Here is a 24,535-nt window from a genome sequence, read left to right on the forward strand (position 1 = left end):
CTCCTGAAAGATGAATCTGAACCGTGAAGCTGGCGCTTAGCCTTCGATGTTGGGCGGCCATTTGGCGGTATCGATTTCGGAGGTGTATTTGAGGAAAGCGACGATCTGGTCGAGTTCCGTATCGGTCAGATGGAACTGGGGCATCTGACGCCGTCCGGGTGCGCCGGTGGGTTGGGCCTGCATCCATGCCTTGATGAAGTCCGGACCGCGACGCTGATAGACGTTGCCGAGTTCAGGGGCGAAGTAGGCGCCCTCGCCGATGAGGGTGTGGCAACCGATGCAGTTGCGTGTTTCCCAGATTTTTTTACCGGCGATGACTTCCGGGGTCAGGTTTTGGCTGTTGTCCCGCTTGGGGAATTCCTTGTTGGTGTCGAAAGTGAGGGCAAGAAAAAGCAGAAAGAAGAACACCGTCCCCCCGTAGAAGATGTTCCGTGCCATGGATTTTGTGAAGATGCCGCTCATTTGTGCGCTCCTTGTTGACGGTGCGCGCATTCTCGAATTTACCCACCCATCCGATCCATGATTTGCGTCAAGAAGCGGAAAACACTGTCATGGCGAGCGCGGCCTACTGGCGCCAGGCACAGCCTTGCAGCTTCTGGCCGGCGATGTCGATCTCGGCGGTCCACGCGTAGATGCGTTCCTTGCCGCCGTCGGCCGCCGTTTCGCGGCAATTCTGGCGCTTCATGCGGATTGTTGCGGTCGACCCGCCAGCGATGCGGATTTCCGCTTCCGTCGGGGTGCTCCGGGTTTCTTCGTACTTGCCGGTGAGATCCTTGTCGTCGGCGCGCTGTAGCGTTGCTTCGCCTTCGAACAAGGTCAGCGCCCAGGCCGGTTTGCCGCCGGCGGCGCGCCATTCGCCGGTGCTGCGGCGCGGGGCGTAACAGCGGGCGTCCTGCTGGGCCATGTTCAGCGCGTGCATACGCAGCATGCCGGACTGGGCTTCGCCGAATACTTCGACGTAGAGCGGCTTGCCATCGGCCAGGCCGAACTGTTTCAGCGTGGCGCTCAGTTCGCCGTTGCTCGAACTGTCCTCGACCGAGGTGTAGCTGCGGTCGCGGCAGGGGGAAAAGATCATTCGGTCCTGGCTGTACAGCATCAGGCCGCGGGCAACTTTTTCCGGGGCCGGCGGTGTGGCGCTGTCGGCATGGGCAGTGCCGAGTATGGCGAGCAGGGCGCTGGCGATGAGTGTCTTGTGCATGTCAGGTTCTTTCGTTTTTCGTTCAGCGGGCGCGCATGAATCCGCGCAGCTCGTCGGCAATGGTTTGCGGCGGGGTGCCGTAGCCGTATTTCTTGATGAAGGCACCTTCCGGGCCGAGCAGATAGGTGCCTGCCGAGTGGTCGACCGCATACAGCTTCGGTTCGCTGGCGTCCTTGACGACCTTTTCGTAGCGCACCTTGAAGTTGCGGGCGGCAGCCTGAACCAGCGCCGGCGAGCCGGTCAGCCCGATGATCCGTGGATCGAAGAAGCGGGTATAGGTGGCCAGCGATTGCGGCGTGTCGCGCTCCGGATCGACCGAGATGAAGATGCCCTGCAGGTGCTGCGCATCGTCGCCGAGCAGTTTGAGGATGTCGGCGATCTCGACCAGCGTGGTCGGGCAGATGTCCGGGCAGTAGGTGTAACCGAAGGCGATCAGCTGAAAACGGCCGCGGAAATCCTCGTTCGATACGGCCGAACCTTGCGGTCCGATCAACATGTAGCGCGGTCTGATATCGCGGGGTTCGAGATCAAAGAGGCCGTGCGGCGATACCGGCTGGGCTGCCCCTGCCGCCATCGACAGGCCGGCGAGCAGTGGCAGCAGGCAGAAGTGGCGGCGATTCATGAGGCCTTGCCGGCTTGCTGACGCAACTTGTCGCGTGCGCGGTCGACCTGTTCGGCGAGCGCTTTTCCATCCGGGCAGGGCTGGCCGGTGCTGCCGAAGGCAAGGAAGCTGGCGTTGGTGGCCTGTTCGAACTGTTCGCCGACGCTGCGCTCCTTCGGCACGGTGTCGACCATGATCTCGCGCATGCGGGCGGCGAGGGCGTTCTGCTTGCAGGCCAGGGCGACGCCGTTGAGCGAGCCGAGTTCGCTGACGGCCTGCTGCAGGCCGTCGTCGCCTGCCTGCACACTGCCGGCGAGACTGGCGATGAAGAGGGCGGTGAGCCAGGGAAGTTTGCGCATCATCATTTACTCCTTGTCGTGGGGTACAACGTGGCCACGCGTCGCCCGTCGCGCGGGTCGACGGCGTGCACGGCTTTCAGTTCGCCGATCAGGTAGCGTTTTTTCAGTGTCAGATCGACTGGCCTGGCGTGCGTGGCTTTCCAGAAAGTGGTGCTTTCGCGGGTCGCCGGCAGCGTCAGGCAGGCTTCGGCGCGCAATGCCAGTGCGGTCGGGACGCTGTCCGGCGTCAGCCGAAAGACCAGCGCAGCGGTTTCGTCGTCCGGATTGACGAAGCCGTCGACATTGCTGAAGGCGAGGAAATAATCGAAACGCCAGCGCTCGGTCATCGTCTGGCGCTCGCCGATCATGTCCTCGGCTTCGTACTGGCGGCGGTCTTCGGTTTCCGACGCCAGCGGCAGATACTTGTAACGGAAGTAGTCGGCGGTCGGTGGCGTGTCGTCGGGCCAGCTCCAGCCCTCGGCGATATCCTTGCCGCGCATCGGATAGCGCAGTTCGCCTGCCTCCTGCTCGGCTTCCTCGCCGTGTGCCAAGTCGATGTCCACCTCGAAGCACTCGCCGGCTGCCGCCTGCGCAGTGAAGCGCTGATACAGCACCGGGCCGGCATCGGCTGCGACCGAAGCGCTCAGGCAGAGACAAAGGAGTGCGGCAAGGCGGTGGGTCATGGCGTGGCCTGCAGTTGCTTGCGGATTGCCTGGGCGATTGCGGTCGACGTCGTGCCATGGGCAATTTTGTCAGTGATCCGGCCGTTGCCGTCGATCAGGAAAATATCCGCGGTGTGGTCGATGGCGTAGTGGTCGTCGCTGCCGCCAGTATCGGGGCGGTTGTAGAAGACGCCGTAGCGGCGGGCGATCTCGGCCAGCACTGCCGGCTTGCCGGTGGCGCCGATGAAGGCCGGATTGAAGAACTGGACGTACTGCTGCAGGTGCTGCGGCGTGTCGCGCTGTGGGTCGACCGAAACGAACAGGCTGGCGCTCCGCTTCAACTCGTCGGGCTCCAGCTGGGCGAAGGCATCGGCGATGCCGGCCAGCGTCGTCGGGCAGATGTCCGGGCAGGCGGTGTAGCCGAAGGACAGGACCAGCAGCCGGCCGCGGAAATCGGTGAGCGCGACCTTGCCGCTCGCCGTCTCGAGAACGAAATCGCCGCCGGCTGGCAGGCCGGGGCGCGGCACTTCGCGTACCGGCGGTTCGGGGTGCCACCACAGCGCGACGGCGGCGACGGAGAGCGCCAGCAGCAAGGCAATGACGGCGAGGATTCTTTCCTGCATGGTTCGACGATTCACTTTCGATGGCGCCGGCCGGGAGAGCGGCAGTGCGGCGGGATGCCCGGATTGTTGGTCAAGCGTTGGCAAATAAATTTAATCGCCATCAAATTTCCAGGGTTTACCGGCCGGCGACGGTACGGCTCGACGTGATTGTGCGCCGGCCCGACCGCCTGTCCAAGCCTGCGAGAACTGATTGGCAAGACCCGAAAAATCCGGGTGGTCATCGGAATAATCCGAGAAAAATCAGGACGATGACTAATGGACGCCGGGGATTGTGCGGACGATTCTCGGAAAAACCCGACAGATTTAGGATCGATCAATTTTTTTACCGGGGCTGCGGCATACAGTGCGACAAATTGCCGCATCCCCTACGGAAATTGGGGTCAAGGCGATTGGGGGTAAACCTGAATAATTCTGGGAGAACGATGATGAGAGGATTTGCGATCAAGTCGGGCGTGCTGCTGTTGGCGGCGGGTCTTGGTCTTGGAGCGGCGGGCTCGGCCTTTTCGGCGGAATCGCTGCAGGACGTGCTGAAGCGTCGCGGGCTGAGTCAGCAGGATCTGCTGGCGGCGGCAAAGACCTACGTACCGACGGGCAAGCGGGATGAATTCCTGGCGTTCAGTTCGGGCGGCCAGTCGGGTCAGGTGATCGTCTACGGCATTCCGTCGATGCGCATCCTGAAATACATCGGCGTGTTCACGCCGGAACCCTGGCAAGGCTACGGCTTCGACGAGAACTCGAAGGCGGTGCTGAAGCAAGGCTGGATCGACGGCAAGGAAATCACCTGGGGCGACACGCACCACCCGGCGATCTCGGAAACCAACGGCCAGTACGACGGCCAGTTCCTGTTCATCAACGACAAGGCCAACCCGCGCCTGGCAGTGATCGACCTGCGCGACTTCGAAACCAAGCAGATCGTGGTCAATCCGATCTACAAGTCCGAACACGGCGGCGCCTTCGTGACGCCGAACAGCGACTACGTGATCGAAGCCGCGCAATACGCCAGTCCGCTGGAGAACAAGAAGTTCTACCCGCTGGAAGAATTCAACGAGAAGTACCGCGGTGGTGTGACGTACTGGAAGTTTGACCGCAAGGCCGGCCGGATCGACCCGAAGAAATCGTTCTCGGTCGAACTGCCGCCGTACTCGCAGGACTTGTCTGACGCCGGTAAAGGCCCGTCGGATGGCTGGTCGTTCACCAACTCGTTCTGTACCGAACGCTACGTTGGCGGCATCGAGAAGGGCCGTCCGCCGTACGAAGCCGGCTGCTCGGCGAAGGACACCGACTACCTGCACGTGATCAACTGGAAGAAGGCCGCCGAGCTGGTTGCGGCCGGCAAGGCAAAGAAGATCAACGGCCACGACGTGCTGTCGATCGACACGGCAGTCAAGGAAGGCATCCTGTTCCTGATTCCGGAACCGAAGTCGCCGCACGGCGCCGACGTGACGCCGGACGGCAAGTTCATCGTCGTCTCGGGCAAGCTCGACACGCACGTGTCGGTGTATAGCTTCGAGAAAATCCAGGCAGCGATCAAGGCTGGCAAGTTCGAATCGAAGGACCCGTACGGCATTCCGGTCATCGGCATGAAGGACGCGCTGCACACGCAGGTGCAACTGGGCCTGGGCCCCTTGCACACGCAGTTCGACTCGAAGACCTGCGTCGCCTACACGTCGCTGTACGTCGACTCGCAAGTGGCGAAGTGGAACTTCTGCGAAGGCAAGGTGCTGGACAAGATCTCGGTGCACTACAACATCGGTCACCTGATGACGATGGAAGGCGACACGATGGCGCCGAAGGGCCGCTACCTGGTGGCGCTGAACAAGCTGTCGATCGACCGTTTCAACCCGGTTGGCCCGCTGCACCCGCAGAACCACCAGTTGATCGACATCGCCAACGACAAGATGCAGCTCTTGTACGACATGCCGCTGCCGCTGGGTGAGCCGCACTACGTGGTCGCGATCGAAGCCTCGAAGCTGAAGCCGGGCGTGCGCTACAAGGTCGGCACCGACAGCCGCACCGACAAGCCGCATCCGGGTGCCGTTCGTGCAGGTGAAGAGCGGATCGAGAAGAAGGGCAACAAGATCACGGTCTATGGCACCTTGATCCGTTCGCACATCACGCCGGAAACGATCGAAGCCGATGTTGGCGACGAAGTGACGATCCACCTGACCAACCTCGAACGTGCGCAGGACGAGACCCACGGTTTCACGGTGTCTACGTACAACGTGCACGCCTCGGTCGAGCCGGGCAAGACGGTGACGGTGAAGTTCAAGGCTGACAAGGAAGGCGTGTATCCGTACTACTGCACGGAATTCTGCTCGGCGCTGCACCTTGAGATGCAGGGTTACCTGCTGGTGAAGCCGAAGGGCTGGAAGCCGACGAAGACGACGATGGCCAAGGGCAACTACACGGAAACCGATTACAAGGCGACGTTGAAGAAGGTTGTGGACACGCAGGCGGTCATTGATTCGGTGGTGGGTTACATCACGAGCACGAATTTCAAGGACTTCCCGGACGTGGTGGCGATGGTCGAGGATGCGACGGACCAGCTGAACAAGATCAAGGACGCCAAGCAGAAGCATGAAGCGGCTGCGGCACAGAAGGACTGGGAACAGGCCAATCTGTGGGCTGAACAGGTCTGGCAGTACCAGGTCAAGGCGGCCGACATCGGCTTGCGCGCCAAGACCTACCTTGAGCAGAACGGCGCCAAGAAGGTCAAGTAAGCGACCTGAACGGCAAGGCACAAGGGGCAGGAGAAATCTTGCCCCTTTTTTGCCTTTAACCGCCATGACCGCCAAACCATGAAACGCTTCCAGCGCGATTTCCTCCCCTTCACCGGCTGGACCGGCACCTTGCTGGCGCTGGTGGTGTGGTCGGTGCTGGTCACGCTGTCGCTGCTGACGCAGCGCGAACAACTCAATCGTACCGCCGCCGAACTGGCACGCATCGATGCCGTCGCCAACCTGAAGAAGGACATGGCGATCCGCAAGTGGGCGTCCACGGTCGAAGGCGTGTTCATCCGCGAAAAGCGCTTGCCGCCGGTCAACTCACTGGAACAGGAAGAGCGCGTTACCGCCGTGCGTTACACCGGCGAACAATTCACGCTGGTCACGGTGACGCCGATGCACCTGCTGCTGGCCATCCAGGGCATGACCAACCAGGAATTTGGTTCGCGCGAGCGGCTGACGTCGAAGCAGCTGCGCAATCCCGACAACGCGCCCGACGAATGGGAAAAAAAGGCACTTGAGCAACTTGGACGCGGGGCCACGATCGTCACCCAGTCGCTGCCGAAAAAGGGCGGGCACGGGCTGATGCGGGCAATGATCCCGATGCAGATGGAAAAGGAATGCCTGGAGTGCCATCGCGACACGCTGATTCCCGTCGGCGGCCTGCGCGGCGGTGCCACCGTTTCGATCGACCTGAATACCTACCGTACCGCCCAGGAACCGACCTGGCGGACGATCCAGTACTGGCATGCCGGTATCTGGCTGCTCGGGCTGGCCACCATCCTGCTGCTGCACCGGGTTTTTGTCCGGCGTAGCGCCGAGCAGCAACGCCAGGACCAGATGCGCCGGGAAAACGAGGCAGCCTTTGCGGCGATGGCCGAGGGCGCGGTGATCACCGACGCCGACGGCGACATTCTCTGGGTCAACGATGCTTTTTGCCGGATTTCCGGCTACGAGCGGAGCGAAGTGATCGGGCGCAATCCCCGCCTGCTCAAGTCCGGCGTCCATGACAAGGATTTTTATACCCGGCTGTGGCAGCAACTGAAGACAGCCGGCCACTGGCGCGGCGAAATCTGGAACCGGCGCAAGAGTGGCGAAGTGTTTCCGGAAGAAATCTCGATGCAGGCGCTGCGTGGACCGGATGGCCGGATCCGCCGCTACATCTCGATCTTTTCCGACATCACCCAGCGCAAGAAAAGCGAAGACGAACTGGCGGCCTATCGCGAACAGCTGGAGGAACTGGTGCGCCAGCGGACCGAGGAACTGACGGTGGCGCGCGATGCGGCCGAGGCGGCGAACCGCAGCAAGTCGCTGTTCCTCGCCAACATGAGCCACGAACTGCGCACGCCGCTGAATGCGGTGATCGGCTTCTCCAAGCTGATGGCCGGCGATCCCAGCCTGTCGCCGGCGCGCCAGGACAACCTGCAGATCATCAGTCATTCGGGCGAGCATCTGCTGACGCTGATCAATGACGTGCTGGAACTCTCGAAGATCGAGTCCGGCAAGATGGAAATGCGACCGGAGGAAGTCGACCTGCCGGAACTCCTCGGTCAGGTTGTCGACATGATGAGCCTGCGCGCCGACGAAGGCGGGCTCGACCTGCGCCTGGAAACCGTGCATTTGCCGACGTTGGTCCTGCTCGACCCCGGCATGCTGCGCCAGGTATTGCTCAACCTGCTGTCGAATGCCGTCAAGTTCACCCCGGCCGGCGAGGTCGTCGTCCGCGTCAGCGCGCAGCCGATCGATGCGGCGACGGTGCGCCTCGAATTCAGCGTCCGCGACAGCGGCATCGGCATCGGGCTCGAAGACCAGGCGCGCATCTTTTCCTCGTTCGAGCAGGTCGGCCCGGCGCATCACGGCGGCACCGGCCTCGGCCTGACCATCAGCCGGCGCTACGTGCAGCTGATGGGCGGTGAACTGGCGGTGCGTTCGGCGCCGGGCGAGGGCGCCGATTTCCACTTCGCCATGCCGGTGCCGGTGATCGCCGTGCCCGATGGCGTGGGCAAGATCCGGCCGGTGCAGCTGGCGCCGCTGCAGACAGCGCGTCAGGTGCTGCTGGTCGACGACAGTCGCGATGGTCGCCTGTTGTTGCGCAGCATGCTCGAACCGCTGGGTTTCGTCATCCGCGAGGCTGGCAGCCTGGGGGCGGCGCGGGCGGCGCTGGCCGCGGCGCCGGTCGATGTCGTCGTGCTCGACTGGTACCTGCCGGACGGCGAGGGCATCGCCTTGCTCGGCGAAATCAAGGGCGCTGCCGGTGGCCCTGCGGTCATCATGCTGACCGCCAATGCCCTGGCGGAAACCCGCAACGCGGCGCTGGTCGCCGGTGCCGACGGTTTCCTCAGCAAGCCGCTGGCCGATGGCGATCTCTATCACCTGCTGGCCCGCCTGCTCGATCTGCCGCTGGTCGAGCAGTCCCGCCGGCCGGCGGTTTTTGGCGAAATCCGGCTGTCGACCGCAGCACGCGACGAATTGACGCCAGCCGAACGGCTGGCCCTTGAACAGGCAGCGATTGCCCTCAGCCCGTCGGAAATCGACCGGGCCATCGGCCAGATCGGCCAGCGCCTGCCGGAACTGGCAGCGACGCTGAGCACGCTGGCCCGCGCCCGGCAATACCAGGCGCTGTGGGACTGGCTGGAAATCACCGGGAGTGAAACATGAGCGAAATCACCGAAAAACTGCCGGACAAACCGGCCAGCGATAGCGTCCGGCCGGCCGAAATCCTGATCGTCGACGACACGCCGGGCTCGTTGCAGTTGCTCAACGACCTGCTCACCGGCGCCGGCTATGTCGTCCGCGTCGCCAGCGAGGCGCGGATGGCGCTGCATTCAGCCAAGGCCCGGCCGCCAGAACTGATCCTGCTCGACGTGCGGATGCCCGGCATGGATGGCTACGAACTCTGTCAGCGGCTGAAGGGCGACGCCGCGACCCGCGACATCCCGGTGATCTTCCTGTCGGCGCTGCGCGAAACCGGCGACAAGGTGCGCGGCTTCACGCTGGGTGCGGTCGACTACATCGGCAAGCCGTTTCAGCCCGAAGAGGTGCTGGCCCGGGTGAAAACCCACGTCGAACTGTACCGGCTGCAGACCCGGCTGGAAGAACAGGTCGAATTGCGTTCCGGGCAGTTGCGCGTTTCCGCCCGGCAGTTGCGCGAATCGCGCCGCCGCCTGCAGGAACTGACGGCTTTCCTGCAGAGCGTGCGCGAGGACGAACGGACCAGCATCGCACGTGAATTGCATGATGAGCTCGGCCAGGCGCTGACCGCGCTGCGCATCGACATCGGCTGGTTGCGCAAGCACTGCGGCGTGCTCGGCAGCACGGTTGTCGAGCGTGCCGATTCGGCCTACGCGCTGGTCGAGCACACCGTCGATTCGCTGCGCCGCATTTCCGAAGGCTTGCGTCCGGGCATGCTCGACGTGCTCGGCCTGTGCGCCGCGCTCGAACATCTCGCCGGCCAGTTTGCCGAGCGTTCGGGCATCGCCTGCGAATTTGCCGCCGACCGCGACGAATATGCGCTGCCGGAAAACGGTGCCATCACTGCCTTCCGGGTTGTCCAGGAAGCCTTGACCAACGTCGCCCGCCATGCCGGCGCAAGCCGTGTCTGGATTGACCTCGGCTGTGCCGGCGGCCGCTTGCGCATCAGCGTGCGCGACGACGGCAGCGGCTTCGACACCGAATTGCCGCGCCAGGGCTTCGGCCTGCTCGGCATGCGCGAGCGCGTGCTGATGCTGGGCGGCGAAATCACCATCGACGGCAACAACGGAACACAAGTTGTCGTCAGCCTGCCAATGAACACGGGAGAAACAGCATGATCCGCATCCTGATTGCCGACGACCACGACATCCTGCGCGCCGGTCTGCGCCACATCCTTGCCGACTCGCCGGACATCGTCGTCGGCGGCGAGGCAACCAACGGCATCGAAGCCGTGTCGATGCTGCGCAAGGAGCACTGGGATACGCTGGTGCTGGACCTGACGATGCCGGGGAGAAACGGCATCGAACTGATCAAGCAGGTGCGCAGCGAGTTTCCGCGCCTGCCGATCCTGATCCTCAGCATGCACAAGGAAGACATCTACGCGGTGCGCGCGCTGAAGGCCGGCGCTGCCGGCTACCTGTGCAAGGACAACGCCGAGGCCTTCCTCGCCGAGGCCATCCGCAAGGTGCATGCCGGCGGCCTGTTCATCAACCGCAGCGTCGCCGAGCGCCTGACCATGGACATCCTGCAGGGACGCCATGCCGAACTGCCGCATAACCGGCTGACCGACCGCGAGCACCAGATCTTCCTGCTCATCGTCCAGGGCATGGGCGTTTCGGAAATCGGCCGCCACCTCAATCTCAGCGTCAAGACGGTGAGCACGCACAAGGCCAGCATCCAGGCCAAGATGGATCTGGCCAACACCGCCGAGCTGGTGCGCTACGCCGTCGAAAACCATCTCGTCGAAGGCGCCACGCCGCATCCCGGTTAGAGCCCGGCTACTTCGCCTAGGAATATTCCGATCCGGCGTAGTCGCTTCTCCCATGGGCTTTATCGGCATTCGTCACGTTATGACGAACTCCTGATCCGCGCAGAATTGCGACAAATTGCCGCAGTCCTCCCTTGGAAGGGGGGGTAGGGCGATTGGGGGCAGGAACCGAATTTTATGGGAGAAGAGAGATGAGGACATTAGCGATCAAGTCGGGCGTGCTGCTGTTGGCGGCGGGTCTTGGTCTTGGAGCGGCGGGCTCGGCCTTTTCGGCGGAGTCGCTGCAGGACGTGCTGAAGCGTCGCGGGCTGAGTCAGCAGGATCTGCTGGCGGCGGCAAAGACCTACGTACCGACGGGCAAGCGGGATGAATTCCTGGCGTTCAGTTCGGGCGGTCAGTCGGGTCAGGTAATCGTCTACGGCATTCCGTCGATGCGCATCCTGAAGTACATCGGCGTGTTCACGCCGGAACCCTGGCAAGGCTACGGCTTCGACGAGAACTCGAAGGCGGTGCTGAAGCAAGGCTGGATCGACGGCAAGGAAATCACCTGGGGCGACACGCACCACCCGGCGATCTCGGAAACCAATGGCCAGTACGACGGCCAGTTCCTGTTCATCAACGACAAGGCCAACCCGCGCCTGGCAGTGATCGACCTGCGCGACTTCGAAACCAAGCAGATCGTGGTCAATCCGATCTACAAGTCCGAACACGGCGGCGCCTTCGTGACGCCGAACAGCGACTACGTGATCGAAGCCGCGCAATACGCCAGTCCGCTGGAGAACAAGAAGTTCTACCCGCTGGAAGAATTCAACGAGAAGTACCGCGGTGGTGTGACGTACTGGAAGTTTGACCGCAAGGCCGGCCGGATCGACCCGAAGAAATCGTTCTCGGTCGAACTGCCGCCGTACTCGCAGGACTTGTCTGACGCCGGTAAAGGCCCGTCGGACGGCTGGTCGTTCACCAACTCGTTCTGTACCGAACGCTACGTTGGCGGCATCGAGAAGGGGCGTCCGCCGTACGAAGCCGGCTGCTCGGCGAAGGACACCGACTACCTGCACGTGATCAACTGGAAGAAGGCCGCCGAACTGGTTGCGGCCGGCAAGGCAAAGAAGATCAACGGCCACGACGTGCTGTCGATCGACACGGCAGTCAAGGAAGGCATCCTGTTCCTGATTCCGGAACCGAAATCGCCGCACGGCGCCGACGTGACGCCGGACGGCAAGTTCATCGTCGTCTCGGGCAAGCTCGACACGCACGTGTCGGTGTATAGCTTCGAGAAAATCCAGGCAGCGATCAAGGCTGGCAAGTTCGAATCGAAGGACCCGTACGGCATTCCGGTCATCGGCATGAAGGACGCGCTGCACACGCAGGTGCAACTGGGCCTGGGCCCCTTGCACACGCAGTTCGACTCGAAGACCTGCGTCGCCTACACGTCGCTGTACGTCGACTCGCAAGTGGCGAAGTGGAACTTCTGCGAAGGCAAGGTGCTGGACAAGATCTCGGTGCACTACAACATCGGTCACCTGATGACGATGGAAGGCGACACGATGGCGCCGAAGGGCCGCTACCTGGTGGCGCTGAACAAGCTGTCGATCGACCGTTTCAACCCGGTTGGCCCGCTGCACCCGCAGAACCACCAGTTGATCGACATCGCCAACGACAAGATGCAGCTCTTGTACGACATGCCGCTGCCGCTGGGTGAGCCGCACTACGTGGTCGCGATCGAAGCCTCGAAGCTGAAGCCGGGCGTGCGCTACAAGGTCGGCACCGACAGCCGCACCGACAAGCCGCATCCGGGTGCCGTTCGTGCAGGTGAAGAACGGATCGAGAAGAAGGGCAACAAGATCACGGTGTATGGCACCTTGATCCGTTCGCACATCACGCCGGAAACGATCGAAGCCGATGTTGGCGACGAAGTGACGATCCACCTGACCAATCTTGAGCGGGCGCAGGACGAGACCCACGGCTTCACGGTGTCTACGTACAACACGCACGCCTCGGTCGAGCCGGGCAAGACGGTGACGGTGAAGTTCAAGGCTGACAAGGAAGGCGTGTATCCGTACTACTGCACGGAATTCTGCTCGGCGCTGCACCTTGAGATGCAGGGTTACCTGCTGGTGAAGCCGAAGGGCTGGAAGCCGACGAAGACGACGATGGCCAAGGGCAACTACACGGAAACCGATTACAAGGCGACGTTGAAGAAGGTTGTGGACACGCAGGCGGTCATTGATTCGGTGGTGGGTTACATCACGAGCACGAACTTCAAGGACTTCCCGGACGTGGTGGCGATGGTCGAGGATGCGACGGACCAGCTGAACAAGATCAAGGACGCCAAGCAGAAGCATGAAGCGGCTGCGGCACAGAAGGACTGGGAACAGGCCAATCTGTGGGCTGAGCAGGTCTGGCAGTACCAGGTCAAGGCAGCCGACATCGGCCTGCGCGCCAAGACCTACCTCGAGCAGAACGGCGCCAAGAAGGTCAAGTAATCCACCGTTTTGATCTGCCTTAAGGCCAAGCAAGGGGGGCGGCCGGAAACTGCCCCCATCACATCCAAAGGAAGTTCCATGAAAAAAATCCTCGTATTGATCGCCGGCGTCATTGCCGCCAGCGGTGCCTTCGCTTCCGAAGAGGGCGCCAAGCTGTATGCCGAGAAGACCTGTGTTGCCTGCCACGGCAAGGACGGCAAGAAGACGCTGACCCCGCAGTATCCGAAGATCGCCGGTCAGAACGCCGCTTACGCCGAACAACAGATGAAGGACATCAAGAGCGGTGCCCGCGCCAATGGCCAGGCTGCCGCGATGAAGGGTGTCATGCATCTGGTCAGCGATGCCGAGATCAAGATCCTGGCCGAGCACCTGGCGTCGATGAAGTAAGCCGCATATTCAGAATAGAGAGAGGGAAAACCATGATCAAGAAAGCAATCGCACTGGTCCTGACCGCCGTGCTGCTGCCAAGTACCATCGCCTTTGCCGGGCCGCCCGCCCCGAAGGCTTCTGGCATCGAGTCGAAGGACTACCAGTGGGCGAAGATGGAAGGTGAACTCAAGGCCGCGCTGGATGCCAAGGGCACCGCCAAAGACGGCGAAGAAGGTTACGAAATCTGCGGCGCCTGCCACCTGCCGAGCGGCGCCGGTCGTCCTGACGGCACCTTCCCGCAGCTGGCCGGCCAGCACACTACCGTGCTGATCAAGCAGATGGCCGACATCCGCATGGGCCTGCGCGACAACCCGACGATGTACCCGTTCGCCAAGGAACTGGTCGATCCGCAGGAACTCGCGAACGTCGCCGCCTACATCGAGAAGTTGTGTATCCCGACCGACCATGGCCAGTACGAAGGCGCCGACGCCGCCGCCCAGATCGCCAAGGGCAAGGACCTCTACGAGAAGCAGTGCGTCGAGTGCCACGGCAAGAACGGCGAGGGCAAGAAGGAAAAGTTCTACCCGGTGATCGCCGGCCAGCACTACAAGTACCTGCTGCGCCAGATGACCGAAATCCGCGACGGCCATCGCCGCAATGCGAATCCGGACATGGTCAAGGTCATCAAGCCCTACACCAACGAGCAACTGGTGGCGATTTCTGCCTATCAGTCCAGCTTGAAGATGCCGGGCGCGATGTGCAAGCCGAAGGCCAAGAAGTAAGCCGCTGTAAAACCACGCAGACAAGAAGCTGAAGAATCAGCCTGTTGCGAAGCCGCCTGCCTGTGGCAGGCGGTATCTGCCCGATTGGCGCGGGCCAGAAGAGAGAAGAAGGGTAGTCACATGGAGAAACAGAACCGCATCGTCGCCGGCCTCAGCCTCATTTCGCTGATCTGCCTGATCGCTGCCTATTTTGCCCCGATCTGGTGGGTGTCGCTGACGGCACCGAATTATCCCGAGGATGCCTTCCCCGATGGCATCCGCATCCATTTCCATTTCGATGGTGTCTATAACGGCTGCAAGGCGGCCGGCAAGGGCACCCGGATGGCTGCCGAAGTGATCCAGAAGGATCTTTCGCACGAGGACGAGCGCTGGAATCCCATCCTCGATCCGCAGAAGCAGAATCTGGACATGAAGGCCGAAGGCCTCGACTGCGTCCATGAAATGAACACCATCAACCATTATGTCGGGATGTTCCCGATCGCCTCCGGTGCGCCGGTGGAGAAGCCACTGGCCAAGTTCTTCTTCGGTTTCTTCGGCGTCATGCTACTGGCCTTTGCCGTGCCGCGCAAAAAGCCGCGTCTGGCGGTGTTGACCGCAGGATTTGCTGCAGTTGCCGCGTGGATGCTGGTCGACCAGTTCGTCATGGGCAAGCTCGCCGCTCACGTCGCCCACTACATGACCGAGACCGCGACCTTCTTCAACGAGCCGGACAAGATCAAGGCCTGGGGCGACAACGTGCACCTGGCGTCGCAGATCGTCATCTTCGGCCTGATCGCGGTGATGGGCATCGTCATCGCCGGCGTGGCCAGGCTGCGCAGTTTCCAGTTGCTGATGGCGCTGGTGCCGGCGCTGCTGCCGGTGTTCTTCGTCATCACCTACTCGGCCTGGCTGTGGTTCTTCGGCCACAACATGCATCCCTGGGGCGCCTTCACGGTCAAACCCTTCATGCCGACGGTCTTCGGTGAAGGCAAGGTCGCGCAGTTCTCCACCTACTCGTACCCGTACTGGGGTTACGGTCTGCTGGTAGCGATCTTCGTCTGCATGATGCTGGCCCTGCTGATCCGCCGCAAGCAATTGCGGGAGAATCCGGAACAGGAGTAAGCCCGTGAAAACCACGTCGAGACTGATGCGGACGGCGCTGGCGCTGACTCTGCTGGGGACGGCCACGCTTGGCCAGAGCGAGCAGGAATTTGCCGCCAACGCCGACCTGAGCACGGCGCCGCGGGTGACCATCGACCGGCCGAAGCCGACCTTCATGCTGATGCAGCGCGACAAGCGCATCCATGGCCTGAAGCCCTTCCAGGATCTGGTCGACAAGGCTGAGCCGGGCAGTGTGCTGAAGCCGCCGCCCGGCGTCTATGCCGGGCCGGTGACGATCGACAAGCCGCTGACCATCGATGGCGGCGGCCAGGTCACCATCGACGCCGGCGACAAGGGCACGGTGATGATCCTCAATGCCGCCAATTCGGTATTGCGCGGTTTGCACCTGACCGGCTCGGGCGATTCGCACGACACCGACGATTCCTGTCTCGACGTCCGTGGCCACGACAACCTGGTCGAGGACATCGTTGCCGACAACTGCCTGTTCGGCATCGACCTGAAGCAGGTCAGCAACAGCACCGTGCGCCGGAACAAGATCAGCTCCAAGGATCTCGAACTCGGCGTGCGCGGCGACGGCCTGCGCCTGTGGTACAGCCACGACAACCTGATCGAGGGCAACGAGATCATCGACTCGCGCGACATGGTGGCCTGGTATTCGCATCGCAACCGTTTCGTCGACAACCTCGGCCGGCGCAGCCGCTACTCGATCCATTTCATGTTTGCCAACGACAACATCGTCGACCGCAACCGTTTTTACGACAACGCCGTCGGCGTCTACTTCATGTACACCGAAGGCGGCGCAGCGACCAACAACATCATCTCGCACGCCACCGGCGCCACCGGCATGGGCATCGGCTTCAAGGAAGCTTCGGGCACGTTGATCGAGAACAACGAGATCATCTACTGCGGCATCGGCATCGGTTCCGACCTGTCGCCGTTCCAGCCCGACAGCACGATCGAGGTGCGCAACAACCGCCTGGCCTACAACGGCATCGGCATCCAGTTCAACAGCGAAACCGGCGGCAACAACATGCGCAGCAACGTCTTCGAGGGCAATCTGACGCAGGTGGCTTACGGCGGTCGCAGCGACAACCAGGCGAAGAATTACTGGGAAGGCAATTACTGGGACGACTACCAGGGTTTCGACCGCAACGGCGACGGTGTCGGCGACGGCACGCACGAGTTGTATTCGTGGGCCGACCAGATCTGGATCGAACTGCCGATGGCGCGTTTCTTCCGCAGCTCGCCGGTACTCGAACTGCTCGATTTCCTCGAACGCCTGGCGCCGTTCTCGGCGCCTGACCTGATCCTGCGCGATGAAAAGCCGCTGTTCTTCAAGCCGGAACGGAGGGCTCTGTCATGAGCGAAAACGAACCCAGGCCGGCGGCGCACAAGCCGGCAATGTCGATCGAGAAGGCGCAGAAGGCACGGCGCAAATTCCTGCAATCGGTGGGCTTGACCGCAGGTATCGTCGGCATCTCGCTGCTCGGTTACATCCCGGTGACCAGCGCCCGCACAACGCGCCTGCGCCCGCCCGGCGCGCTCGACGAAGCCGATTTCCTCTCATCCTGCATCAAGTGCGGCCAGTGCGTGCAGGTCTGCCCGGTGGCGGCGATCAAGCTTGGCGACATCGATGATGGCTTCGGCCTCGGCGTGCCCTACATCGCCGCCCGCGACCAGGCCTGCGATTTTTCCTGCGATGCGGTGCAGTGCATCCTGGCCTGTCCGACCGGCTCGCTGACTTACCACAAGCCCGATTTCCTCGGCGTCCGCGCCGGTGCGCCGCTGGCGCATGCGCCGATCCTGAAGGCCAAGGAAAACGATGCCGAACCCAGCCTGAACCTGAAGGAACGCTTCGGCGTCGCCCGGTTGGCCCGGCCGGAATCCTGTCTGGCTGTGCAGGGCAAGGGCTTCAAGGGACAGGCGCGCGGCCCGGCGTTCAAAGGCGAGATGCGCTACGTCGACGTCGACCGCTGGGCACCGATCCCCGTGCGCGACCACCCGTATGAGCGCGACATCTGCGATCTCTGCGTCACTGAATGCCCGATCAAGGATGCCATTTCGCTGCAGCCTTTCGTCAACGAAGCCGGTGACCAGCGTTTCATGCCGGTCGTCCAGGAACAATGCGTCGGCTGCGGCGTCTGCGAGATGATCTGCCCGGTCGAGCCGGCAGCCATCGTCGTCGATGCCCAGGCCGTCTGGAAGGGGGCCGCGCGATGAGCCGCTACCTCGATCTGCTCAAGGGCATGCTCGGCGCCGCGCCGAAGCGGCCGGAAAAAGTGTCGGAAAAAGTGCAGAAGATCATGTTCCTCAAGTACGAGGACAAGGATCGCTACATCAAGGAAAAACTGCACGCGCGCGACCATCACATCGTCAGCCACAAGTGGCGGAACCGCCGCTGGGCGGTGCTGATCGCGACCAACCTGCTGTTCGTCTTCAGTTTCTGGCTTGATATCCAGATCCTCGAAGGCGCGCTGACTGCGTCGCGCTTCGTCGGTTTCCACCTGATCGACCTGAACTCGGCGCTGCACGTGATGCTCGCCCACAAGCACATCATCGTGAACCTGTTCATCGGTACCTTCACGGTCTTCCTGCTGTGGGTGCTGCTCGGCGGGCGCAGTTTCTGTTCCTGGGTCTGCCCTTACCACCTGCTCGCCGAATGGACGGAAAAACTGCATTTGTGGCTGGTCGACCGCAAGATCGTCACCGACCACGAATTCCATCGCGGCACGCGTACGGTGTTCTGGCTGCTCTTCGCGCTGCTGTCGGTGGTCACCGGCTACACCATCTTCGAGACCATCTCGCCGACCGGCATCCTGTCGCGGGCGCTGATCTACGGGCCGGGGCTGGCGCTGGGCTGGATTTTCCTGCTGCTGCTGTTCGAAGTCTTCTGGTCGCGCCGTGCCTGGTGCCGCTATGTCTGCCCGATCGGCCTGACCTACGGTGCGGTCGGCGCGCTGTCGCCGCTGCAGATCACCTACCACGTCGAGCACTGCTTCCACGAGGGCGATTGCCGCAAGGTCTGCCTCGTTCCGCATGTTCTCGACGTGACGGTCAAGGGCCGTGCTGCCGAGGAAACGCTCGGCCTGGGACCGGACTGCACGCGCTGTGGCCTGTGCGTCGATATCTGCCCGACCGGCGCGCTGCGCTACGAGGTCAAGGGTTTGTCGAAACTCTTGTGATTTTTGATCCAGATTCAAAGTGGACCGCAAACGTCCCGCCTAAAATCGAACCCATGATCCAGTTCAAGAACCTCAGCAAGTCCTTCCGCCGCGCCAGCGTCCTCAACGGCATCGATCTCGAGATCGGCATCGGCGAGCGTGTCGCACTGATCGGCTCGAACGGCGCCGGCAAGACCACGTTGATCCGCTGCCTGCTCGGCGAATACGACCATCAGGGCGAAGTCCGCATCGACGGCCTCGACCCGCGTGCCAACCGAACTGCGGTGCTTGGCAAGATCGGCTTCGTGCCGCAGCTGCCGCCGCCGCTGAAGATGCCGGTCGGCCAGTTGATCGATTTCTCGGCGGCCCTGTGCAAGACCGATCCGGCGCGCATCCACGCCATCGGCAAGCGGCTCGGGCTTGATGTTGACGGCATCCTGGCGCGGCAGTTCGTGCGCCTGTCCGGCGGCATGAAGCAGAAGCTGCTGATCGCCATCGCGCTCGGCCGCGACGCCCGCCTGCTGATCATGGACGAGCCGGCCGCCAACCTCGATCCGGAAGCGCGCAAGATATTCTTCGACCTGCTGGCCGAACGCCTGAACGACGCGACGATGATCATTTCCAGCCACCGCCTCGACGAGGTCTCGTCGCTGGTCAACCGGGTCATCGAGATGGACATGGGCAAGGTCGTCATCGACGACAAGGTTGCCGACGACGCGACGCTGACCGACGTGCTCGCCTGCCGCATCGTCCTCAAGCGCTTCGAGCCGGCGTTCGCCAGGGCCGTCGAAGGCTGGCAGCTGGTGCCCGACGCCGAGCAGCTGGTCTGGCAGGGCGGCATCGCCGGCCCGGATCGCCTGCGTTTCCTCGGCATCGTGTCGCGCTACACGGCGCTGGTCAGCGACTTGTCGCTGCGCGAGGCCTGAAATGTGCGGCAATCCTGCGGTCGACCGCAATAATCGGCGAAATTTCATCAGCCGCCTCGGCGCCGGCGGCCTGCTGCTGACGCCGCTGGCGGCGCTGATCGCCGGCTGCGGCAAGAAGGGCAACTGGCCCGAGGGCATGGCCGAGATCAAGTGGGACCGCGATACCTGCGTGCGCTGCAACATGGTCATCTCCGACCGCCGCTTCGCCGCCCAGATGCGCGGCGGCCCGAACGACACCGTCTTCAAGTTCGACGACGTCGGCTGCCTGATCTTCTGGCAGAAGGAAAAGGCCAACAAGTACCCGTGGCTGGCCGACGCCGCCACCCGCATCTGGCTCGCCGACTACGACAGCAAGAGCCGCGAGGAGATGCGCTGGCTCGACCCGAAGCGCGCTTATTTCGTTACCCGCAGTTCGCCGATGGGCTACAACTTCGCCGCCGTTTCGGCGCCGCTGGCCGGCGCGCTGGACTTCACCGATACCCGCCAGCACGTACTGGCCAAGGGCAAATAACATGAATCAACTGTGGTTGACCGCAAAACTCGATATCGTCGAATCGCTGCGTGCGCGCTGGTTCCAGATTTACACGCTGGTTTTCGGCGGCATCGTTGCGCTGCTCTTCGTCTTCGGCCTGACCGAATCGCGCGTGCTCGGCTTCATCGGCCTGTCGCGCCTGCTGGTCACCTACATCCAGCTGACCATGGCGATCCTGCCGATCTTCGTGCTGATCACCACCGTCCGCTCGGTTGCCGGCGACCGCGAGGCCGGCGTCTTCGAATACCTGCTGTCGTTGCCGGTAGCGTTGCAGGCCTGGTTCTGGGGCAAGTTCCTCGGCCGCTACATCGTCGTCTTCGCGCCGGTCTTCCTGGCCATGCTCGGTGCGGTGATCTGGGCCAGCATCGTCGACATCGAAGTGCCGTGGAACATGTTCGCCTATTACACCGGCCTGCTGGCGGTGATGGCGCTGTGCTTCCTCGGCATCGGCATGCTCATCTCGGCGGTGGCGCGCAGCACCGACATGGCACAGGGCGCCGCCTTCATGATCTGGCTGGTGCTGCTGCTCTTCCTTGACCTGATCCTGCTCGGCGTGATGATCCAGGGCCGCGTCGATCCGGAAATCGCCGTCACGCTGGCACTGGTCAATCCGCTGCAGGTCTTCCGCACCGCCGCGCTGGCGATGTTTGACCCGCAACTGATCGTGCTCGGCCCGTCGGCCTACGTCATCCTCGACCTGTTTGGCGCCGACGGCTTCCGCCTCTTCGCGCTGGCCTACCCGGCGGCGCTCGGCATCGGTTCGGCGGCGCTCGGTTACTTCCTGTTCCGCCGCGGAGATTTGTTGTGATCGCCCGGGGCAGGGCGCTGCTGCTGGCCGCCGGCTTGCTGCTGTCAGCGGGGGCATTCGCTGCTGACACGGCCGGGCTGTTCAGTAGCACGATGAACGCTACCGACGGCCAGCCGGTGGCGCTGGAGAAGTTTCGCGGCAAACCGCTGATCGTCAATTTCTGGGCCCGCTGGTGTCCGCCGTGCCGCAAGGAAATCCCGGAACTGGCAAAGCTGCAGACCGAGTTTGCCGGGCGCGGGCTGACGGTGCTCGGCATCGCCATCGAAGAAGATGGCGCTGCGGTGCAGGAGTTCGCCAACGCCTACGACGTCAATTACCCGATGGTCGTCGACAAGAAAAAAGGCATCTGGCTGATGCAGAACCTTGGCAACAGCCAGGCCGGGCTGCCATTCACGCTGCTGATCGATCGCCGGGGCAATATCGTGCTGCGCAAGATGGGGCTGTTTACCCGCGCCGATTTCGACGCTGCCGCCGAGGCGCTGCTGAAGTGACCGTGGCCGGCGTGGCACCCGTATAATCGGCCGCTGACCATGATCGATACCCTCTTTCTCCCGCTGGCTCTGGCCTTCATCATGTTTTCGCTCGGCCTGGCGCTGCGCGTGGACGATTTTCGCGCCGTGCTCGGCAAGTGGCGCGGGCTGGGTATCGGGCTGTTCGGCCAGATTTTCCTGGTGCCGCTGATTGCGGCCATGATCGGCCTCGGTCTTGGCTTGTCCGAGCCGATGCTGCTCGGCCTGCTGATCATCGCCGCCTGTCCGGGTGGTGTCAGTTCCGCCTTCATCACGCATCTGGCCCGCGGCGACACGGCGCTGTCGTTGATCATGACGGTGATCAGCAGCCTGCTCGCATTGCTGACGCTGCCTTTCATCATTAACGCCGTCATGGCCTGGCAGACCGGCGGCGTGCCGGCGGACGCAATGTTCCAGCCGACCGACCTGCCGCTTGGCAAACTGCTCGGCGGCGTGCTGCTGGTGACGACGCTGCCGATCCTGCTCGGCATGTTCCTGCGCCTCAAGCTGCAACTGGTCGGCGAACGTGGTGAGCGCGTCATCAGCAAGATCGCCACCGGCTTCTTCGTCGCCATCGTCATCGTCACCTTCGTTTCGCACCGTGAAACCATCCTCAACGGCCTGCCCCAGGTCGGTACCGCCACCGTCCTGCTCAATGTGCTGACCATGCTTGGCGGGGCACTGCTCGCCTGGGCCGCCAACCTGCACCGCCGCGAAACCATCGCCATCGCGCTCGAATGCGGCCTGCAGAACGCAGGTCTCGGCATCTTTGTCGCGCTGTCCTTGTTCGAACGCCCCGAACTCGCCATTCCCAGCGTGGTTTATGCATTGACGATGAACATTGGCGCCATCGCCTTCCTGCTTGTTGTCCGTAGCCGGCGCTCGGCGGGCTGGGTCGCCGTGCCTTGATGCAGCCTGCTTCGGCGGCTGTTTCATGCGACGGAAGTGTTGACGCTGAAGCATTATTGTTCCCTAATGAAGCTTCAGGGGGCGTAGTAAAAAAATGACTGATTCACCAGAGAGCACTGGAGGGGAAACTGCGCCGGATCAAACCGATCTGCTGCAGTCGTTGACCGCCTGGCAGCAAGCCATCCTTCAGGGGGCAAATTTCTCCATCATCGCCACCGATGAGAACGGGGTGATCGTCAGCTTCAACCCGGCAGCCGAGCGCATGCTCGGCTATTCGGCGGACGAGATGATCGGCAAGATGACGCCGGGCGTGTTGCACGACCCGGAAGAACTCGCTGATCGCGCCCGGGAACTGTCTGAAGAACTGGGTACCGTTGTTGCTCCCGGCTACGCTACGTTCGTGACCAAGGCGAACCTGGGCATTGCCGAAGAGCGCGAATGGACCTACCTGCGCAAGGATGGCTCGCGTCTGCCGGTGCTGTTGTCGGTGACGGCACTGCGCCGGCCGGACCACACGATTCTGGGCTATCTCGGCATCGCGGTCGATATCACCGAACGCAAGCGCCTCGAACAGGCCATCGCCGCAGCCCAGGCACGCGAAGTCGGGCAGTACGAGCAGCGCCTGCGCCTGTCGAACAAGGTGTTCGAATACAGTTCGGAAGCCATCATGGTGACTGACGCCGACTCGCGCATCATCAACGTCAACCCGGCATTCACCGGCCTGACCGGATACCGCGCCGACGAAGTGATCGGCAAGACGCCAAGTATCCTGAGTTCCGGCAAGCATGACCGGAATTTTTACGAGGCGATGTGGCAGAACCTGCTGACCGATGGTCAGTGGGCCGGTGAAGTCTGGGACCGGCGCAAGGACGGGTCGATCTATCCGAAATGGACCGTGATCAACGCCGTTCGCGAAAACGGCGTGACCACCCATTATGTTGCGCTGTTCTCCGACATCTCCGAACGCAAGGAACACGAGGAACGCATCAACTACCTGGCGCGTCACGACCATCTTACCGGGCTGCCGAACCGCCTGATGTTTCATGAGCGCATGCAGCACGCGCTGGCCCGGGCGGAGCGGAACAGCAACCGGCTGGCGCTGGTCTTCATCGATCTCGACCGGTTCAAGAACATCAACGATTCGCTCGGTCATTTTTTCGGCGATCAGTTGCTGATCCAGACGGCACAGCGCCTGCGTTCCGGCGTTCGGGTTTCCGACACCGTCGCACGCCTTGGGGGCGACGAATTCCTCGTCGTTCTGGAAAATGTCGGCGACCAGAACCGTTGTGCGCAACTGCTTGTCCATCTGCACGAACGGCTGGAGCAGCCCTACCGGATCGAAGAGGCAGTCATCCACGCCCCACCATCGATCGGCGTGGCACTTTACCCGGATGATGGAGCCGATATCGTGACGCTGATGCGCCATGCCGATACCGCGATGTACCAGGTCAAGGCCAAGGGTCGTAACGGCTGGTCGTTCTATGCGCCACGCATGAACGACGAGGTGCAGGAGCGTATCGTGCTGGAGCGCGACCTCCGGCTGGCGCTGGCGCGTGGCGAGTTCGTGCTGCATTACCAGCCGCAATGGGATCTGACCAATGATTGCCTGTTCGGCTGGGAGGCGCTGGTGCGCTGGCAGCACCCGCAACGCGGCCTGGTTCCGCCGGACAAGTTCATTCCCATTGCCGAAGAGACCGGGTTGATCGTTCCGCTGGGTGACTGGGTGCTGGAAACCGCCTGCCGGGAAATCCGTGACTGGGAGCAGGAAGGCCTGGGCAGTTACCGCATCGCCATCAATCTCTCGGCGCGACAATTCACCCAGCAGGCGCTCGGTGAACGCATCGAGGCGATCCTGGCGGCGACCGGCCTGGCGCCGGGGCGTCTGGAACTGGAAATCACCGAAAGCGTGCTGATGGAAGACGCCGACCTCACCGCGGAAATCCTCCAGCGACTGAAACAACTTGGCGTCACCATCGCCATCGACGATTTCGGCACCGGTTACTCCTCGCTGGCCTATCTCAAGGCCTTTCCGGTCAACAAGCTGAAGATCGACCGCTCCTTCGTGCGCGATATCGTCAGCGACCCGAACGACGCGGCCATCGTGTCAGCAATCATCTCGATGGCCCGCTCGATGGGGCTGGTGACCATCGCCGAAGGTGTCGAAACCGAAGCCCAACGTGATTTCCTGATGGCACAAGGCTGCCAGGAGTTGCAGGGTTACCTGTTCGGCCGGCCGATGAATGCCAGCGCTGTGCGGTCGTTCTTCGGTGGGCAGGATGGACCCGGCGGCGCCGTTTCCGGGAATGCCAAACAGATGCCTTTGCCTTCTGCTACCATCCAGTAACTCA

General features: G+C 62.6%; 23 protein-coding genes. 17 read left to right on the forward strand and 6 right to left on the reverse strand.

Annotated features, from left to right (window positions below; all coding sequences use genetic code 11):
• Nucleotides 1-36: 36 nt before the first annotated feature.
• From BJN45_RS14705 to BJN45_RS14730, 6 genes are all read right to left on the reverse strand, one after another.
• Nucleotides 37-462: a c-type cytochrome gene (locus BJN45_RS14705; protein ID WP_076096540.1), complete on the reverse strand. Its 426-nt coding sequence runs from the start codon at nucleotides 460-462 to the stop codon at nucleotides 37-39.
• 103 nt (nucleotides 463-565) lie between these two features.
• The gene (locus BJN45_RS14710; RefSeq protein WP_076096542.1) at nucleotides 566-1,198 is read right to left on the reverse strand and encodes a hypothetical protein; all 633 of its coding nucleotides are present in this window, start codon (nucleotides 1,196-1,198) and stop codon (nucleotides 566-568) included.
• Nucleotides 1,199-1,220: 22 nt separating this feature from the next.
• Nucleotides 1,221-1,820, reverse strand: a complete 600-nt coding sequence (locus BJN45_RS14715; protein ID WP_076096544.1) for an SCO family protein — start codon at nucleotides 1,818-1,820, stop codon at nucleotides 1,221-1,223.
• Entirely contained in the window at nucleotides 1,817-2,161 is a 345-nt protein-coding gene (locus tag BJN45_RS14720; RefSeq protein WP_139326363.1) for a hypothetical protein, read from the reverse strand. The genes BJN45_RS14715 and BJN45_RS14720 overlap by 4 nt, the downstream gene beginning before the upstream one ends.
• Nucleotides 2,161-2,820 (reverse strand): hypothetical protein, encoded by a 660-nt coding sequence (locus BJN45_RS14725; RefSeq protein WP_076096548.1) that lies wholly within the window; start codon nucleotides 2,818-2,820, stop codon nucleotides 2,161-2,163. The genes BJN45_RS14720 and BJN45_RS14725 overlap by 1 nt, the downstream gene beginning before the upstream one ends.
• On the reverse strand, nucleotides 2,817-3,422 hold the full coding sequence (locus BJN45_RS14730) for an SCO family protein (protein ID WP_076096550.1): 606 nt from the start codon (nucleotides 3,420-3,422) through the stop codon (nucleotides 2,817-2,819). The genes BJN45_RS14725 and BJN45_RS14730 overlap by 4 nt, the downstream gene beginning before the upstream one ends.
• Nucleotides 3,423-3,844: 422 nt before the next feature.
• Between BJN45_RS14730 and nosZ (BJN45_RS14735) the strand changes: the two genes are divergently transcribed.
• From nosZ (BJN45_RS14735) to BJN45_RS18190, 17 genes are all read left to right on the forward strand, one after another.
• On the forward strand, nucleotides 3,845-6,142 hold the full coding sequence (gene nosZ / locus BJN45_RS14735) for a Sec-dependent nitrous-oxide reductase (protein WP_240494586.1): 2,298 nt from the start codon (nucleotides 3,845-3,847) through the stop codon (nucleotides 6,140-6,142).
• Between the two features lie 78 nt (nucleotides 6,143-6,220).
• Nucleotides 6,221-8,803, forward strand: coding sequence for an ATP-binding protein (locus BJN45_RS14740; protein ID WP_240494587.1), 2,583 nt, complete (start codon nucleotides 6,221-6,223; stop codon nucleotides 8,801-8,803).
• Nucleotides 8,800-9,954 carry an ATP-binding response regulator gene (locus BJN45_RS14745; RefSeq protein WP_083651334.1) on the forward strand — a complete coding sequence of 385 codons (1,155 nt, stop codon included), beginning with the start codon at nucleotides 8,800-8,802 and terminating at the stop codon, nucleotides 9,952-9,954. Before BJN45_RS14740 ends, BJN45_RS14745 begins: the two co-directional genes overlap by 4 nt.
• Nucleotides 9,951-10,607 (forward strand): response regulator, encoded by a 657-nt coding sequence (locus BJN45_RS14750; RefSeq protein ID WP_076096554.1) that lies wholly within the window; start codon nucleotides 9,951-9,953, stop codon nucleotides 10,605-10,607. The genes BJN45_RS14745 and BJN45_RS14750 overlap by 4 nt, the downstream gene beginning before the upstream one ends.
• 188 nt (nucleotides 10,608-10,795) lie before the next feature.
• The gene (gene nosZ, locus BJN45_RS14755) at nucleotides 10,796-13,090 is read left to right on the forward strand and encodes a Sec-dependent nitrous-oxide reductase (RefSeq protein ID WP_076096556.1); all 2,295 of its coding nucleotides are present in this window, start codon (nucleotides 10,796-10,798) and stop codon (nucleotides 13,088-13,090) included.
• Between the two features lie 78 nt (nucleotides 13,091-13,168).
• A complete protein-coding gene (locus BJN45_RS14760) occupies nucleotides 13,169-13,477 on the forward strand; it encodes a c-type cytochrome (protein ID WP_076096558.1) in 309 nt (102 codons plus the stop codon).
• A gap of 32 nt (nucleotides 13,478-13,509) precedes the next feature.
• A complete protein-coding gene (locus BJN45_RS14765; RefSeq protein ID WP_076096561.1) occupies nucleotides 13,510-14,241 on the forward strand; it encodes a c-type cytochrome in 732 nt (243 codons plus the stop codon).
• Between the two features lie 120 nt (nucleotides 14,242-14,361).
• Nucleotides 14,362-15,342 carry a hypothetical protein gene (locus tag BJN45_RS14770; protein ID WP_076096564.1) on the forward strand — a complete coding sequence of 327 codons (981 nt, stop codon included), beginning with the start codon at nucleotides 14,362-14,364 and terminating at the stop codon, nucleotides 15,340-15,342.
• 4 nt (nucleotides 15,343-15,346) lie between these two features.
• On the forward strand, nucleotides 15,347-16,705 hold the full coding sequence (gene nosD, locus BJN45_RS14775) for a nitrous oxide reductase family maturation protein NosD (RefSeq protein WP_240494588.1): 1,359 nt from the start codon (nucleotides 15,347-15,349) through the stop codon (nucleotides 16,703-16,705).
• Nucleotides 16,702-17,562, forward strand: a complete 861-nt coding sequence (locus BJN45_RS14780) for a 4Fe-4S dicluster domain-containing protein (RefSeq protein ID WP_076096568.1) — start codon at nucleotides 16,702-16,704, stop codon at nucleotides 17,560-17,562. Before nosD ends, BJN45_RS14780 begins: the two co-directional genes overlap by 4 nt.
• Nucleotides 17,559-18,524, forward strand: a complete 966-nt coding sequence (locus BJN45_RS14785) for a NapH/MauN family ferredoxin-type protein (RefSeq protein ID WP_076096570.1) — start codon at nucleotides 17,559-17,561, stop codon at nucleotides 18,522-18,524. Before BJN45_RS14780 ends, BJN45_RS14785 begins: the two co-directional genes overlap by 4 nt.
• 53 nt (nucleotides 18,525-18,577) lie before the next feature.
• Nucleotides 18,578-19,429 carry an ABC transporter ATP-binding protein gene (locus tag BJN45_RS14790; RefSeq protein WP_076096572.1) on the forward strand — a complete coding sequence of 284 codons (852 nt, stop codon included), beginning with the start codon at nucleotides 18,578-18,580 and terminating at the stop codon, nucleotides 19,427-19,429.
• 1 nt (nucleotide 19,430) lies between these two features.
• Nucleotides 19,431-19,940: a nitrous oxide reductase accessory protein NosL gene (locus tag BJN45_RS14795; protein WP_076096574.1), complete on the forward strand. Its 510-nt coding sequence runs from the start codon at nucleotides 19,431-19,433 to the stop codon at nucleotides 19,938-19,940.
• 1 nt (nucleotide 19,941) lies between these two features.
• Nucleotides 19,942-20,769: an ABC transporter permease gene (locus BJN45_RS14800; RefSeq protein ID WP_076096576.1), complete on the forward strand. Its 828-nt coding sequence runs from the start codon at nucleotides 19,942-19,944 to the stop codon at nucleotides 20,767-20,769.
• Complete coding sequence (locus tag BJN45_RS14805; RefSeq protein ID WP_240494589.1) at nucleotides 20,766-21,260, forward strand: TlpA family protein disulfide reductase; 495 nt, start codon at nucleotides 20,766-20,768, stop codon at nucleotides 21,258-21,260. The genes BJN45_RS14800 and BJN45_RS14805 overlap by 4 nt, the downstream gene beginning before the upstream one ends.
• A gap of 39 nt (nucleotides 21,261-21,299) precedes the next feature.
• Complete coding sequence (locus tag BJN45_RS14810) at nucleotides 21,300-22,187, forward strand: bile acid:sodium symporter family protein (protein WP_076096578.1); 888 nt, start codon at nucleotides 21,300-21,302, stop codon at nucleotides 22,185-22,187.
• Nucleotides 22,188-22,281: 94 nt separating this feature from the next.
• On the forward strand, nucleotides 22,282-24,531 hold the full coding sequence (locus tag BJN45_RS18190) for a sensor domain-containing protein (RefSeq protein ID WP_076096580.1): 2,250 nt from the start codon (nucleotides 22,282-22,284) through the stop codon (nucleotides 24,529-24,531).
• Nucleotides 24,532-24,535: the final 4 nt, after the last annotated feature.

It is taken from the genome of Azonexus hydrophilus (assembly GCF_001956855.1).
Classification (GTDB): Bacteria; Pseudomonadota; Gammaproteobacteria; order Burkholderiales; family Rhodocyclaceae; genus Azonexus; species Azonexus hydrophilus_A.